The sequence below is a fragment of the Herpetosiphon sp. genome (assembly GCF_003512625.1).
GTDB classification, from domain to species: Bacteria; Chloroflexota; Chloroflexia; order Chloroflexales; family Herpetosiphonaceae; genus Herpetosiphon; species Herpetosiphon aurantiacus.
This window is the reverse complement of record NZ_DOPT01000029.1, coordinates 97167-112772: the sequence shown is the minus strand read 5'-3', so window position 1 is coordinate 112772 and position 15606 is coordinate 97167. Positions and strand designations below refer to the sequence as shown.

The 15606-nt window shown below is 50.1% G+C and carries 14 protein-coding genes; 9 read left to right on the top strand and 5 right to left on the bottom strand.

The window, feature by feature from the left end:
* Positions 1–85: 85 nt before the first annotated feature.
* Both tsf and rpsB read right to left on the bottom strand, forming a co-directional pair.
* Entirely contained in the window at positions 86–670 is a 585-nt protein-coding gene (gene tsf / locus DEF47_RS07045) for a translation elongation factor Ts (protein WP_041305009.1), read from the bottom strand.
* Between the two features lie 122 nt (positions 671–792).
* Positions 793–1560 (bottom strand): 30S ribosomal protein S2, encoded by a 768-nt coding sequence (gene rpsB, locus DEF47_RS07040; protein ID WP_012192480.1) that lies wholly within the window; start codon positions 1558–1560, stop codon positions 793–795.
* A gap of 626 nt (positions 1561–2186) precedes the next feature.
* Here rpsB and rpsF point away from each other — a divergent pair.
* The 5 genes from rpsF (at position 2187) to DEF47_RS07015 (ending at position 5790) form a co-directional block, all read left to right on the top strand.
* Positions 2187–2492: a 30S ribosomal protein S6 gene (gene rpsF / locus DEF47_RS07035; protein WP_287045043.1), complete on the top strand. Its 306-nt coding sequence runs from the start codon at positions 2187–2189 to the stop codon at positions 2490–2492.
* A 19-nt stretch (positions 2493–2511) separates the two neighbouring features.
* A complete protein-coding gene (locus tag DEF47_RS07030) occupies positions 2512–3012 on the top strand; it encodes a single-stranded DNA-binding protein (RefSeq protein ID WP_012192482.1) in 501 nt (166 codons plus the stop codon).
* 45 nt (positions 3013–3057) lie between these two features.
* Complete coding sequence (rpsR, locus tag DEF47_RS07025; protein WP_012192483.1) at positions 3058–3318, top strand: 30S ribosomal protein S18; 261 nt, start codon at positions 3058–3060, stop codon at positions 3316–3318.
* Positions 3319–3414: 96 nt separating this feature from the next.
* Positions 3415–4806: a peptidylprolyl isomerase gene (locus tag DEF47_RS07020; RefSeq protein ID WP_012192484.1), complete on the top strand. Its 1392-nt coding sequence runs from the start codon at positions 3415–3417 to the stop codon at positions 4804–4806.
* 69 nt (positions 4807–4875) lie between these two features.
* Positions 4876–5790: a PH domain-containing protein gene (locus tag DEF47_RS07015; protein WP_012192485.1), complete on the top strand. Its 915-nt coding sequence runs from the start codon at positions 4876–4878 to the stop codon at positions 5788–5790.
* A 27-nt stretch (positions 5791–5817) separates the two neighbouring features.
* Here DEF47_RS07015 and uvrB read toward each other — a convergent pair whose 3' ends face one another.
* The gene (uvrB, locus tag DEF47_RS07010) at positions 5818–7914 is read right to left on the bottom strand and encodes an excinuclease ABC subunit UvrB (RefSeq protein ID WP_012192486.1); all 2097 of its coding nucleotides are present in this window, start codon (positions 7912–7914) and stop codon (positions 5818–5820) included.
* Positions 7915–8205: 291 nt separating this feature from the next.
* Between uvrB and DEF47_RS07005 the strand changes: the two genes are divergently transcribed.
* From DEF47_RS07005 to DEF47_RS06995, 3 genes are all read left to right on the top strand, one after another.
* Positions 8206–9600 carry a hypothetical protein gene (locus tag DEF47_RS07005; RefSeq protein WP_012192487.1) on the top strand — a complete coding sequence of 465 codons (1395 nt, stop codon included), beginning with the start codon at positions 8206–8208 and terminating at the stop codon, positions 9598–9600.
* Positions 9601–9843: 243 nt separating this feature from the next.
* Complete coding sequence (locus tag DEF47_RS07000; RefSeq protein WP_012192488.1) at positions 9844–11598, top strand: DEAD/DEAH box helicase; 1755 nt, start codon at positions 9844–9846, stop codon at positions 11596–11598.
* Between the two features lie 98 nt (positions 11599–11696).
* The gene (locus DEF47_RS06995) at positions 11697–12587 is read left to right on the top strand and encodes a phosphatase PAP2 family protein (protein WP_012192489.1); all 891 of its coding nucleotides are present in this window, start codon (positions 11697–11699) and stop codon (positions 12585–12587) included.
* Here DEF47_RS06995 and DEF47_RS06990 read toward each other — a convergent pair.
* Complete coding sequence (locus DEF47_RS06990) at positions 12568–13863, bottom strand: sensor histidine kinase (protein WP_012192490.1); 1296 nt, start codon at positions 13861–13863, stop codon at positions 12568–12570. The genes DEF47_RS06995 and DEF47_RS06990 overlap by 20 nt on opposite strands.
* Before the next feature lie 436 nt (positions 13864–14299).
* Between DEF47_RS06990 and DEF47_RS06985 the strand changes: the two genes are divergently transcribed.
* Positions 14300–15139: a hypothetical protein gene (locus DEF47_RS06985; RefSeq protein WP_012192491.1), complete on the top strand. Its 840-nt coding sequence runs from the start codon at positions 14300–14302 to the stop codon at positions 15137–15139.
* Here the strand turns inward: DEF47_RS06985 and DEF47_RS06980 are convergent.
* A complete protein-coding gene (locus DEF47_RS06980) occupies positions 15136–15576 on the bottom strand; it encodes a nuclease A inhibitor family protein (RefSeq protein WP_012192492.1) in 441 nt (146 codons plus the stop codon). The two genes, DEF47_RS06985 and DEF47_RS06980, sit on opposite strands and share 4 nt — an antisense overlap.
* Between the last annotated feature and the right edge of the window lie 30 nt (positions 15577–15606).

The window sequence follows — 15606 nt, the reverse complement described above, 5'->3', positions numbered from 1 at the left end:
AAAAACCGTCGCCTGCGGATTGAGAACAATCCACAAACGACGGTTGAAGAGCGAATAGATTGGGTTGCGCCAATCGTCGCACTGTTTAGTTGCTGCCAACTTCAAAGCGGCTAAAGCGGCGCACAACGATGTTTTCGCCCAATTTAGCAATCGCTTCTTGGACCAAATCTTTGATCTTGACGCTAGGATCTTTGACGAATTCTTGTTCGAGCAAGACGATTTCGCCATAGAATTTCTCGATGCGACCTTCAACAATTTTTTCGACGATATTGGCTGGCTTGCCACTATCGACATTTTGTTGGCGCAAGATTTCGCGTTCGCGTTCGACTTCGGCTGCTGGCACTTCTTCGCGATTGACATATGATGGGTTGGTTGCAGCAACGTGCAAGGCCAAATCATAGGCCAATTTCTTGAAATCGTCGGTTTTGGCCACGAAGTCGGTTTCGCAGTTTACTTCCACAATCGCAACAACTTTATTGCCTGGGTGGACATAAACTTCGATCCGGCCATCGCTGGCATCGCGTGATGATTTCTTGGCGGCGGCAGCCAAGCCTTTTTCGCGCAAAATCTTGATTGCAGCGTCAACATCGCCACTGGTATCCGTCAGCGCCTTCTTGCAGTCGAGGATGCCAGCGCCGGTGCGTTCGCGGAGTTCCTTGACTTGATCCATCGAGATACTCACAGGGTATTCTCCTTGTTGTAAAAACGGACGAGCATTGTTGCTCGTCCGGGGTCTGGGTGTCTATCGATACTAGGACGGCATTCGCGAGCGCAGGCCGGAATGACCTCGGCCTAGAATGCGTCTTCTTCGTACTTGGTTTGTTCTGCCAAAGCACGTTCTTCGATATGTTGTGATTGACGGCGGTTTTGGCCTTCCAAGGCTGCGTCGGCAATTTTGCCAGCCATTAAGCGGATAGCGCGAATCGCGTCGTCGTTTGATGGAATTGGGTAATCGATTGGATCGGGATCGCAGTTGGTATCAACCATCGCCACCACTGGAATGCCCAGCTTCTTAGCTTCGCTAATTGCCAAGGTTTCTTTGTGTGGGTCGATCACGAACATAGCTGCTGGCAAGCGTTCCATCGTTTTGATCCCGCCGAATACGCGGTTCAATTTAACGATTTCGTCTTCCAACTTCAATGCTTCAGCCTTGGTAACCAAGTTGAATTCACCACGGTCGCGGCGAGCTTCCAAATCGTGCAAGAATTGCAAGCGGCGCTTGATGGTTGAGAAGTTGGTCAACAAACCACCCATCCAGCGTTGGGTCACATACAATTGATTTGAGCGGGTGGCTTCATCGCGCACAGCTTCTTGAGCTTGCTTTTTGGTGCCTACGAAGAGCACCTTGCCGCCGCCAGCAACTGCATCGGCTACAAAGCGATAGGCGCTTTGCAAGCTGGTGACAGTTTGTTGCAAATCGATAATGTGAATCCCATTGCGATCCGTGAAAATAAACGGACGCATTTTGGGGTTCCAGCGCTTGGTCTGGTGGCCGAAGTGAACACCTGCTTCAAGCAGGGCCTTCAGCGACACTACACGGTTGGTAGTTGTGTCGGTCAAGGGATGACTCCTTACAAAATAATGTTTTCCTCCGCCGCCGCAGTTATTCCAGCACTGAACCAATCACCCAAAGGATCGGCAGGAGCGGTGCCATGCAGACGACGTGCGTCACTAGCGACCAGCCCAAGGGCTGGCACACCGTCGATTAGTATAGCATGACTAGGAGTAAAAATCAAAAGGATGAACCTAGAACATAGAGCATCGAACCTAGAACATAAAGCATGCTGCTGATTGATTTACCAAGCTCAGGCGATAGACTGAAGGCTACGGGCTAGCGGAACAAGTATTGGCATTTCTAATCTTCGTGCGCTTCGCGTTCTTCGTGGTTAAAATTAGCCCCTGACCCCTAACAACTGATCCCTCAAACGATTGCCGAGAGTTTACTTTTATGCTATACTGCGGCGGCCTTTCTGCTCCGTAGCCTTGTGGCCACCAAACCCACGGCAAAACGGGGCAAACCCGAAGGAAGGAGTCTTCTGAGTGGTTCGATTTGAACCCTCCTCGCGCCATATTTGGTGCTGGTTGCCAACGCAACCCCTTGACTCCATGCATATAACTCAATTGGATATTGGCGGCCCCGTGCCATGAAACGGTGGCAATTAATGTTTCATGTAGGTGAAAACATCGTGCGTGCATACGAAATGATGACCGTCCTGCGCCCTGATTTGGGTGGCGAGGAAGAACTCAACACGACCATCGAGACCATCCAAGGCTATATCAAAGCTCAAGGCGGCGAAGTAGCTAGCACCGAACAAGGCGCTCCTTGGGGCCGCCGCAAATTGGCCTATCCTATCGACGACTACACTGAAGGTTTCTACTTCTTGACCCACTTCACGTTGAACGCTGATCGTGTGACTGAAGTCGAACGCCACTTGAAGTTGGCTCCACAAATCCTGCGCTATTTGTTGATCCGCGACGAAACCAAGCGCTAAAACCAACGGGGAGGAAACCGTGGCGAAAGATTTAAATAAAGTGATGATTATTGGTCGCTTGGGCAAAGATCCTGAAATGCGTTTTACGCCACAAGGAACACCCGTGACCAACTTCACTGTCGCCGCTGGTCGTCAGTGGAAAGACCCCAATGGCGAGACCCGCGATGAAACCGAATGGTTTTCGGTCGTGGTCTGGAACAAATTGGCCGAGATCTGTAATCAGTATCTGACCAAAGGCAGCCGCGTCTATATCGAGGGTCGGCTGCAAACCCGCTCGTGGGACGACGATAGCGGCCAGAAGCGCTTTCGTACCGAAGTGGTCGCCAGCGATATGATCATTCTTGATCGTACCGATCAACAGCAAGGCCAAGGCCAGTCGCGCAGCGGCGGCTACCAAGCTGGAGGCAATCAACGCCCACCCCGCGATAATTCCGCCAATGATTATAATCGTGGTGGCAGCTACGGTGGTGGCGCTGGCTACAACGAGCCTGATATCGGCGATGACGATATCCCATTCTAAACACTGTTGAATTAGAATTACTAGAACATACAAGGAGCCGTTCGCATGTCAGATCAACGCCGTAAGTCGGCAGGTCGCCGCAAATACACACCCCGTCGCAAAGTGTGTGTCTTCACGGCTGAAGGGATTGTGCCAGATTATAAAGATATCAAGCGCTTGCAACGGATGGTCTCGGATCGGGGCAAGATTTTGCCCCGCCGTCGCACTGGCACATGTGCTAAATATCAACGTAAATTGAATGTTGCAATCAAACGCGCTCGTCACTTGGCGCTGTTGCCATTCGTTTCTGAAAATACCCGCGGTTAGTTCTGCGTTGTTGGTTTAATGAAGCACAGGCACAGTCGCGAACTTCGCGCTGTGCCTGCTTTACTTTAGTTTCCCCCAATGGAGTAGGCAAGGATTATGGCAAAACATACTGATAATGTGCAGCACTCAAAGCCCCTGAACAAACGGCAACGTGCTCGCTGGGATCAAGAACGCAAGCAAAGCACCCGTGTCTTGCTGATCGCTGCTGCTGCGGTTGGCTTGGCGGTGCTACTGATTGGGATTGGGTTGGTCATTCAGAAGGTGATTGTTCCCAATAAAACGATTGCGAATATTGCAGGGGTTGAAGTTACCAACGCTGAATATCAGCAATATCGTCAAATTATGCAAGCCCAACAAGCAATTAATTTGGCTCAACAAATTCAGCAATATGCCCAATATCAATTGCAAGGTACTGAGCAATTTGCGACCGATGTCACCAATTATATTGCTGGCTTGAAAGATCAGAATGCTCCGCTTGATTATGCGGTGCTCAATCAGTTGATCAGCGATAAGATTCTTGAAAATAATGCTGCTGCTGAAGGCATTACGGTCAGTGATGAAGAATTGCAGCAAAGTTTGGCAACCAAGTTTGCTCCTGCCAACGAAGTGATGAATCCAGTTGCCCCAGTAACCTCAACGACTGGTTTGACTGATACCGCTTCGTTGACTCCAACCCCAACATCAACTCCAACCCTCAGCGAAGCCAGTAATCGGGTTGATTCAGCGGTTACAACCTATTTTGGTACGTTGCGCGAATTTATCGAGGAAACTTCGACCTATGGCTTGGCTACCTTGCCATTTGATCGCGAAGCCTTCAAAGCGTTTGTTTTGCACCAAGAACGTTTGCAATTGATGCGCCAAAAGCTTGGCGAAAAGTTGGTCACTGAGGATCAAGCCATTAAGGAAGTTTATGCCGATGCACAGCAAATTTTCGTCACGGCGAATATTACCGATCCTGCCGACCCTATGACTGTTACCAAGTGGCTGCAAGCTAAAACCAAAATTGATGATATTGCTGCTCAGTTGACCGATACTGCCAGCTTTACCGACGTGCAGATCTTAAATACCAACGATAATGCAACCGATAATCCAACCACTGGCATGCAACCACTATCTCAATATGCTGCCTTTGGAATTACCGAGCCAATTTCAACCCAAGAAGTTGGGGTGATTGGTAAGCCTTATCAATCGACCCAAGGCTGGCATATTATCTTGGTAAATCAGCGTGAGTGGCGACCAAGCCAAAGCGATTTGACTACCAAGCGCGATGAGGCGGTCAACAAGTGGATCGAGGACAAACGAGCTGTCTCGAATGTTCAGCGCTTCCCTGAACCAACCGCTACCACCGTTCCACCAACGATCGAGCCAATTCCAACCACCATTCCGCAGCCAACCACCGATCCGGCGGCGGTTACTGCAACCCCAACTGGTGAGGCTGCGCCAACCAGCGAAACTGCACCAACTGAAGCAGTAACGCCAACACCATAAGCAAAAACAGGTAGAATAGTGGCGGGTCAATGGCGACCCGCCATTTGTTGTTTAATCTGAGGAGTTGCCATGAATCGATGGTGGGCCAAACGAACCTTGCGACTATGGGTTGCCCTAGCAATCACCCTGCTGATGATTGGCGCAACGATCTGGGCAACCATGCAATTGCTGGCTGATATCTCTGGTACTGCAAGTGCCTGGCGCATCGATTTAACCACCTTTGCTTGGTTTGCAACCGCAGTTTCGGGCTTTTTGATTAGTTTGATTATGCTCTATCGGGTTGGTAGTGCTTTAACCTTGCACTATCGAGTTGATCGCAATGCCTTGACAATTCACTGGTTGGGCAATACTGCGGTTGTGCCAATGAACTTGATCACAGCGGTTGAGCCAAGTGTTGATGTCAAGCAAAAGCCTGGTTTGCTGACGCGCTTTGGCTATATCAGCGGGGTTGGTCAGGCTGCCGATGAGCAGATTTTGAATTTCTTTAGTACCCAGCCTGCCGAGCAATCACTGCTTTTGCGCACTACTGGCGGCAGTTATGTGATTACTCCAGCCCAACGTGATAGCTTCATCCAAGAGGTCGAGAGCCGCCTCAATTTGGGGGTTGTCCAAGTTCAAAGCGAAGGTGTGGTGCGCTCCACCCGGATTGCCTATGATTTTTGGTTGAATAATGCCGTGCGTTGGGCATTAGTAGTTGGCCTCTTGCTCAATTTTGCAGTTTGGGGCTTAATTGCTTGGCGCTATAACCAATTGCCGCTCGAAGTGCCAATTCGCATCGATGCGACTGGTGCGGTTAGTGGAGTCGAAGCCCGCGAACAATTATTAGCGTTGCCTTTGGTCGGCTTGTTGGCTTGGCTGATCAACGCTGGATTTGGCGCGTTGGTTTATCGCACGTCGCGAGCTGGGGCATTTGCACTCTTAATTGGTAGCTCAGTGATCCAGCTATTTTTGGCGGTGGCAGTTTGGGTGGTGGTGCGCGGCTAGCTGTGCTCAACCAGCCGCGCATTGCGATTAAAGTTTGCCGCGTGAACGGCCTTTGACTTTGCGTTTACCAGTATCTTCAACCACCATAGCTGCTTTGGCTCGTGGTTTGCGATTGACGCTCTCAAGCAAGGCCGTGTTGTCGATCAAGGCTAGGGTTTGGCGCATTTCGGTCAGTTGGTCACGCAGCAAGGCCGCTTTTTCAAACTCTAGGTCTTTGGCGGCTTGTTTCATCTGTTTTTCAAGCGCGTTGATCACTTTGAAGAGTTCTTCTTTGGTCATGCTGTCGGGGTTGGCGGCGGTTTGGTAGGCTGCTGGTTTTTCAGCAACTTTTTTCATACCTTCGGTCAAATCGCGTACTGCTTTGACGATCCCTTTGGGTTCAATGCCATGTTGTTGATTATAACGCTCTTGAATTTGGCGACGGCGACGGGTTTCGCTGATCGCATAATCCATGGCTGGGGTAATCGTATCGGCATACATCAGCACCGTACCATCGATGTGGCGGGCAGCCCGCCCAATAATTTGCACCAACGACGATTCGGAGCGTAAGAAGCCCGCTTTATCAGCATCAAGAATTGCCACCAACGATACTTCAGGCAAGTCTAAGCCTTCGCGCAAGAGGTTGATCCCCACCAGCACATCAAAAACCCCTAAACGTAAATCACGCAGAATGTCGATGCGCTCAATCGTATCAACATCGGAGTGGAGATATTGAGTGCGCACGCCCATTTCTTTGAGATAATCGGTCAGATCTTCGGCCATGCGCTTGGTGAGGGTTGTGACCAATACCCGCGAGCCAGTATCAACCCGCCGTTTGATTTCACCAAGTAAATCATCGATTTGGCCACGGGTGCGTCGCACTTCAACCATAGGGTCGAGCAAGCCAGTTGGCCGAATAATTTGCTCAACTACCTGTTCATGATGTTGATATTCGTAGACCCCAGGCGTAGCTGAAACATAAATTGCTTGATGCACATGCTTGGAAAATTCGTCAAACATCAAGGGTCGGTTATCGAGCGCCGAGGGCAAACGGAAGCCAAAATCGACCAAGGTTTGCTTGCGCGAACGGTCGCCATTGAACATCCCACGAATTTGCGGCACTGAAATATGCGATTCGTCGATCACCAAAAGAAAATCATCAGGAAAGTAATCGAGCAATGTCCACGGTGTTTGGCCTTCGCTACGCCGATCCATATGCCGACTATAATTTTCAATTCCTGAGCAGTAGCCCAATTCTTCCATAATTTCGAGATCGTAGAGTGTGCGCTGTTTGAGCCGCGCTGCTTCAAGCACTTTGCCTTCGCCTTCGAGATGGGCTAATTGCTGTTCAAGCTCAAGCCGAATATCGCCAATTGCTGCCTGCATTTTGTCGGCGTTGGGAATAAAGTGCTTGGCCGGAAAGACTTCGATGTGATCTTTTTGGGTCAAAATCTCACCTGTCAAGGGATCAACCTCGACCATGCGCTCAATTTCATCGCCCCACATCTCGATCCGAAAGGCGCTTTCGGCATTAGCTGGAAAGATTTCGAGTGTATCGCCACGCACACGGAAGGTGCCACGGTGAAAATCAAGATCGTTGCGCTCAAATTGTAGATCGATCAGCGTTCGCAGCACTTTATCGCGGTTGCGAATCTCACCAGTTTTAAGCTTGAGTGCCACTTGACCGTAATCCGTGGGCGAGCCAAGCCCGTAGATCGCCGAGACCGAGGCCACGATAATGACATCGCTGCGGGTAAACAGCGCTTGGGTTGCTTCGTGGCGCAAACGATCAATTTCTTCATTGATTTGCGCTTCTTTTTCAATATACAAATCCTTTGATGGCACGTAGGCTTCGGGGGTATAGGCATCGTAGTAGGAAACGAAATAGCCTACGGCATTCTCAGGAAAAAATTCTTTAAACTCAGCATACAACTGTGCGGCGAGGGTTTTATTATGTGCCATCACCAAGGTAGGCCGTTGAACTTGCTCAATAACCCGCGCAATTGTATGAGTTTTGCCAGTCCCTGTTGCCCCCAATAAGGTTTGGTGGACAAGCCCGCTGTTTAATCCATTGACTAATTGGGCAATCGCCTGTGGTTGATCGCCACGCGGTTCGTAGGGTGCATGGACTTTTAATGGTGGCATACGACCTCCTAAATCACGTCATTAATTATACTGTGCTTATGCTTATTTATGGTCGTTCTTGCGACTGATTATCGAACAATTGTGTTATTATAGCGATTTTTTAGGATTGATCGAGGATTATTTTAGGGGTTGGGGTCAGGGGCTAAGGATCAGTATCCAGTCCTTCGTGTCCTTCGTGGTTCCCTGATCCCTCTCCTTGGTGTCCTTCGTGTCCTTCGTGTCCTTCGTGGATCGAAACCCAACCCAGCAAAATCGTGGATAATAGGCCTAAATCTGGTTGGGGAGGCACATGTGGCACGGATTTGGCGTTGGCTTGGGGCTAGCTTAATCATCATTATTGGGTTGATATGGCTTATTCGGCAGCCACCAAGTTTGGCGCGGCAAGCGGCTCAAGCTCGTTTAGCTGGCAACTGGCATCAAGCAACTCGCTTATATCAACAATTAAACCAAACCCAGCCAAGTGTGCCCAATCAATTAGCCTTGACTGAGTTGTATTTGACTCGCGGCGAGTGGCAAGCAGCTGATTATCAATTAATCGAGGTGTTTCGCCAACCTCTGAATGTTGAACAACACCAACAAGCTTGGCAATTCTATGGCTGGGCTGGCTTGCAACGTGGCGATCAAGCTGCGGTTCAAGCAACAATTCGTACTTTAGAATCTGATCCATGGAGCCACTTGCTACAAGCCGAATTGGCGTTCCGCGTGGGCGATTTGATTAGTGCGACCAATCAATTAAATCAAGTTCAAGCCTTGCCCCAGCCTTGGCAGAATTGGGCTTGGCTGCGGAGCGCTGAGCTGGCATTGCCCACTGATCCGAGCCTTGCACAACAGGTTTTAGCCCAAATTCAACCGCAAACCAGCGGCCCGCGCTTGGCCAATCCATGGCAGTTGCAACAACGAATTCGGCGGATGCAGCAACTTGTGCCACAAGATCCAACTCAACGTATGCTTGGCGTGGCCAGTTTATGGAGTGAACAGGGTTTGTGGCAAGCCGCCGATCTACTGCTTAGCCAAATTCCTGCCAGCGATCAAATGGCGAGTTTTGCCGCTAACCAACGCGCCTTGTTGTATTGGAGTGCTGGTGATAATGTCACGGCGTTGGCGTTGATCGCCACGGCTCAAGAGCAATGGCCAAATGTTGCGACCCTGCCACGCACCCAAGCCAAAATTGCCGCTAGCAGTCAACAGCTCGATTTGGCCCTGGCTGCATTGCAACAAGCAGTTAATTTGGAGCCAGCCAGTAGCGAAAATTATTTAGTTGCGGCAACGATTAGCCTAAGCCAAGGCGATTTTAATGGCACTACCGCCGCCTACAATCAAGCGATTGCGACTGGGCCGTTGAGTGGCAGTTTGGCTTTAGAGGCTGCCAATTTTTATATCAATACGCCGTTGCGCCGCTGTAGCAGTGGCTTGGAGTATGCTCGTCAAGCGCTGAATACACCAGTTGACGCGTTGGCACGGCGGGTTGTAGCCAATACTGCGTTGCAATGCTCGTTGGCGGCTGAAGCTGAACACATGATCTCGCCGCTCTATCAAACCAGCCCTGATGATCCGCAATTGGCCTATTTATATGCTGTTGCTCGTTGGCAACAAGCCAAGCCCGATGGCCAAATGTTGCTCAAACAAGCTGCCAATCAGGCAATTCAAACCCCATGGCTTCAGCAAATTGAACAGTATTTGAACTGAGCCAGCGCAATCAAAAATTAAGAAGATGCACCTATCTGCGTTTTGGCATAATCAAAAAATCATGCTATAATCGGATCTAACGCTAAGCAGAGAACGAAAACGCGGGCGGTGTAGCCCCCGCGTTTTTTGTGTCGTGCGCGTCGCTTGCTTGCCATTCGGGGGGTTAGGGCGACTCCGCACGCTGCGGGACGGTAACAGCAACGGGCTGTTAACCCTACATTCACCGAAAGGATACTCGTTTTAATGACTACGTTTACGGAACTTGGGCTAGGCGAAGCGACGTTGCGGGCAATTACTGAACTTGGCTATGAAGAACCAACTCCAATCCAAGCCCAAAGTATTGGTTTGATGCTTAGTGGCAATGATATTATTGCCCAAGCTCAAACAGGTACCGGCAAAACCGCTGCTTTTTCGTTGCCAACGATCGAACGGATTGATCCCAAAGCCATGGGTGTGCAAGCCTTGATCTTGACCCCAACGCGCGAATTAGCCGTCCAAGTCTCGGATGCTATTTCAGCGTATGGCAAATATTTGAATATTCGCGCCTTGCCAGTCTATGGTGGTCAACCAATTGATCGCCAACTTCGCGCTTTGAAGCGTGGGGTCAATATTGTCATCGGCACACCTGGCCGTTTGATGGACCACATGGAACGTGGCACGCTTGATCTTTCGACCGTGCGCACTGTGGTGCTCGACGAAGCCGACGAAATGCTCAACATGGGCTTTGTTGATGATATTGAATATATTTTGGAACGCGCTCCCAAAGATCGCCAAACCGCTTTATATTCAGCCACCATGCCCGATGAAATTGCGCGTTTGGCTCGCAAATACTTGCGCTCACCCCAAATGGTGACGATCGAACGCGAACAATTGACTGTACCGCAAATTCGCCAAGTCTATTATGAAATTGGCGCACGCGATAAATTTGAAGTGCTCACGCGGATTCTTGACCTTGAAATGCCAACCTCGGCGATTATTTTCTGCCGAACCAAGGCCATGGTCGATGAGCTTGGTGAAAAATTGTTGGCTCGTGGTTATGGCGCTGAATTGCTGCACGGCGATTTAAGCCAAGCTATGCGCGACCGCGTGATGAAGCGCTTCCGCGAAGAACAAGTGGAAATTTTGGTCGCAACCGACGTTGCTGCCCGTGGTTTGGATATTGAACATGTCAGCCACGTGATCAACTATGATATTCCGCTTGATCCAGAAGCCTATGTTCACCGGATTGGCCGAACTGGCCGAGCTGGCCGTTCAGGTGTTGCTGTAACCTTGGTAACGCCACGCGAACGCCGCCAACTGCGCACGATCGAACGTATGACTGGTGCTCCAATTCAACGCTTACGCTTGCCAACGATTGCCGATGTGGTTGCCCGCCGCCGCGAAGCATTCAAAGATAACTTGCGTGAATTGATCGAGCAACACAACGAACAGGGTGGTTTGGAGCAATATTTGGTCTTGGCTGAAGAATTGGCCGAACAATATTCACCAACCGATTTGGCCGCTGCTGCCTTCAAGATGATGCTTGGTGAGCCAGATTTGACCGCCGAAGATCCTTTAGAAATGGTTGAAGACGAAGCCACCTTCGATGCTCGCCGTGGTGATCGCCGCGATAGCCGCGATAATGGTCGCCGTGGCGATCGCCGCGACAATGGTCGCGCTGGTGAGCGACCTGGTGAGCGCGGTGGCGATCGGGCTGCCCGTGGGCCTCGTAGCGGTGGCGATCGCAACAACGGTGGCCGCTCGTTCCGCGAAGAAGGCATGACCCGCTTGTTTGTAGACATTGGCCGCGAACAGGGTGTGCGCCCAGCTGATATTGTTGGCGCAATTGCCAACGAATCAGGCTTGCCAGGCCGTGCAATCGGCGCAATCGACATTTTCGATAACTTCACCTTTGTTGATGTGCCAGATGAGGCTGCGAACCGCGTGTTGGCTGCCCTTGGTCGGACCCAAATTCGCGGTGTGAAAATCACCCCAACCTTGGCCCGCCCACGTCGCTAAACTCATTTATTCGTCCAGTGCTTCGGCTCCTTGGTTGCTGCCAAGGAGCCGTTTTTGATTAACGTATAATTGCGCCAATCATCTTAGTGAGGTTGGCGATGCAACTCGATTTGCTTGAACGTTTGCAGCAATGGCATAACCCAGTGCTTGATCGGCTGTTTTTGTGGATTACCAATATTGGCGGCGAGGATTTTTACCTGCTGCTTGGGCCGTTGATTTTTTGGTGTGTTGGAATCAACTTAGGCGTGCGATTGCTGGTGATGTTACTTGGCTCGTTCTATACCAATGCTTGGCTGAAAGATTGGTTTGATACTGCTCGACCTGCGGCGGAATATCCTGAGCGTTTTGTGTTGAGCGAAGGCGCTAAAGCCACTGCGCTCGAAGATGATGGCTCGTGGAGTCCTTCGTTTCCCAGCGGTCATGCCCAACATACCTTGGTTTTTTGGGCGTTTGTTGGCTTGTGGCTGCGCCAGCGCTGGGCTTGGGCTATTGCTGGCATTATGATTTTGCTCGTCAGCTTTTCGCGACTCTATTTGGGTGTGCATTGGCCGATTGATCTGCTTGGTGGTTGGTTTTTTGGCAGTTTAATTGTGGTCGCCAGCATCTATCTCACGCCAATTATCAGCAATTTGCCAAGCAAACAGCAAGAACGCTTAGCCTTAGCAGTGGCCGCGATCAGCTTAATTGGCTTATTGGTCGATCCTGGTGCTGATCGAGTTAAGATGCTGGGCTTTTTAGCTGGTTCGTTGGGCACGTTGGGTTTGCAACAACGCTACGCGCAATTTCAAGTGCAAACAGTGTGGTGGCGGCAATTAATCAAAATCGTGCTGGGCATTAGCATTGTATTTGTGTTGCGGGCGCTGCTCAAAAGTATTTTGCCCGAAACGCTGATTGCTGATGGTATCCGTTATTTGATCATTGGCGTGTGGACGACCTTTGGTGCACCATTGCTATTTCGTTTGACGATTGCTAAACCTGCGGCAAATTGAGCCTAATTTGTGCACCGCCTTCTGGCCGATTGCTAAACTGGGCAGTGCCACCATGCAAGAGTGCCACATGGCGAATCAAGGGCATACCTAAGCCGCTGCCACCCATTTTGGTCGTCCAGCCCAAGGCTTGGTTCAACGATTGAGCCTGATTTAAATGATCAAGCAAATCGGCAGGAAAGCCCTTGCCCGTGTCGTAGATCTCAATCTGCGTCGATTGAGGCGTTTGTTCAACCTGAATGAAGATTTGGCCTTCGCCAGGGTGGCGTAACAGCGCCTCGATCGCGTTTTGCAAAATCGTATGAATCGCCAAGCGCAAAAAAAGTGCATCGCCAACCACAATACAATCAGCCGGGCAATCGATCTGAATCGTCGAATTAAGGCCATGGCGCTGCATTTCGGTTTGGCATTCAGCTTGTTCAGTTTGCAGCAGTGGCAATAATTGGATGGGAATGCGTTGTTGAGGCAGCAATTGGCCTTCGCGGGTCAGCACCAGCAATTCGGTGGTGAGTTGGCGAATTGAATCGGCGGTGGTTTGCAATACACGCACCAACTCCTGCGGATGAATCGCATCGTGGTCGATCACTGATTGTTTGGCAAGATGTTGATTGAGCATTGGCAACAGCACATCAAGGCTATTACTGTAGGAGCGCAATTCGTGCTGGAAGAAGCGCATAAATTGGCGGACTTGCTGCTCTTTGCTCAGTTGAGCTTCAGTTTTGATCCGTGCTTTGGCAAATTGCACCGCCTGCGACGTGACCCCCCAGAGCATCAAAAACTCTAAAATGTTGAATGCGATGATAGCTGGCGTAAAAACGCGCCAACCACCAGCATGAATCGAAGCAACAATCGTGACTGAGAGCGGGTAAAAGGCAATTGGCCACCACCGCCGACTAGCCAACATTGCCATCAAAATTGGCAACATCGTCAAGACAACCACCGCCGCATCCGAGGGAATCGTCGCCAGCACATAAAAACAGGCGATCGTGAGCACAGCAACCACAATCCAGCGTGGCCAAAGTGCATTAGGTTGGCGGAACATCCACCATGCTAAGCCGCCCAAACACAATGTAACCCCAAAATCGAGCAAAATAACGGCGGTTGGCACATCACCATAATCTAAATTGACTGCGCCCATAATCCCAATTAATGCCGTAAACAAGGCCAAAATCGCCGTGAGCGTTGCAAATGGATCAGCGCCATGGACAATATCCTGCCACCATTGCTTGATCCAGCGCCAAGCACGCACTTTCCATGGGACGATTGGTTGCTCTGGCATAGGCTTGCTTTCTTGAAATGGGCTTGAGTGGTTGCTAAGGGTTTGGTCAACGTGGCTTTCTAACACTTTTTAAGGGTTCATTTAGCCTAATTCGATCTAGTTCTCGTTGCAAGTCAGGTAAAGCTGGTTGGATATAGGCCATGCCTAGCACTTAGTCCTATCCACAATAAGCCCTTAAGAACTGTTGTGATATATAAATAGATCATGATTTAATAGCACTATTCCCACCAACTGTTATCAATTGTTACCGTCATTTTGTTCACCAATTGTCTGCTGGCTTATTAAAATGATTGAAATAAGGAGCCTACTCTATCCCAAGTTTACGAGAGAATAATTCGCGTGTGCCGCCATGTTCTGCAAATCATCCTAGCATTACCATTTGTTATGCAGTGCAGCCGATTGTATTAATTGAATTATGTTTAGAATGAGGCAGCATATGACTAAGCCCGACGACTTAACTGATATAGTAGCTGATTTGAATCAACAACAGTGCTGGAATTTAGATGGGGCGGGATGCCAGCTTCTTTGCCAGCGCAGTTGTGAAATCTTGCAACGCAACCCAATCCCCAACCCTGCCAAATTTGCTGATGTGGTGGTTAATGTCTATCATGATTATGCCACGGTCGCCGCCGCCTGCGATCCACAACATCCTAGTCATGAACTGATTTGGGTCTCGATTATGGATGAGATTTTGAGCTGGTATCGTTGCAAGCGCTTTTCGCTGGGCAATGGTTCGCAATTGTGTGAGCATTCACCAGATTTAGTGGCCTACGAAAATGTCAAACGTTCGCTGCCCCAATTTCGCTTTGAAGCCCGCTTGCGCAGCTATATTCACACGATCGCTGATCGGGCGATTATTCATTGGTGGCGAGCCAAGGATGCCAAAAAACATGGTGGCAGTGGCGGACGCAGAATCCACGAAAGTAGCAATGTTTATACGCCCAAGCCCCAAGATCAAACCTATTACCTGAGCCAAAGCCATGGGCGTGATCATCAACGTGAATTAGGCGACACGATTGCTTCGCCTGATCTTTCACCCGATGAGCATGTTGAGCGCTGTGAACTTCAACGGCACATGGCAGCTGAAGTTCACGCGATGGTCGATGATCCGCTGTATCCAATTGCCCAGCAATATTGGTATGCCTTGTTGTGCGAGGATAACAACATTACAGCTTTGGCGAAACAGCTCGGCTTGCAGGCCAATGATCTCTACAATTTGCGCGATCGGCTACGGCGGCGTTGTAAACCATTTTTGGTGCAATGGTTTTTGGTCTAAGTTTCGACCAACTGGGTTTTTAAACCAACCAGATTGCCTGCACTATCCTTGCCCACAATATAGGCATCGATGTTAATCTCGCCCACACGATAGACTTGGATATCGGTTAATTCGGCCTTGAGCACTTCGACCAACTGCTGAAATTGGCTAACCGTGGCTTTTTCAGCCTCGCCATGCCACTCTTGCACAGTTGTAGCATTGCCCAAGAATTGCTCAAGGCTAATGGTTTGGATGGGCTGGCCATTGGCGAGGGCTTCGGGGCTGAATGGAGTGGCAGCATCCCAAGCAAACGGCGTGAAGGGGGCATCGGTTTCGCTCATCATCAGCAAGCCATTGGCGGCGGCTGTAATTTTTTCTACGCTTGTTTCGGCCACAGAAACTCCTTGTTTACGTCGAATTGGGCTAATCCGCCCGCGACGTGGACGACGAAAGGGCATATACTGCTCCATCGACAATTGGCTGAATGG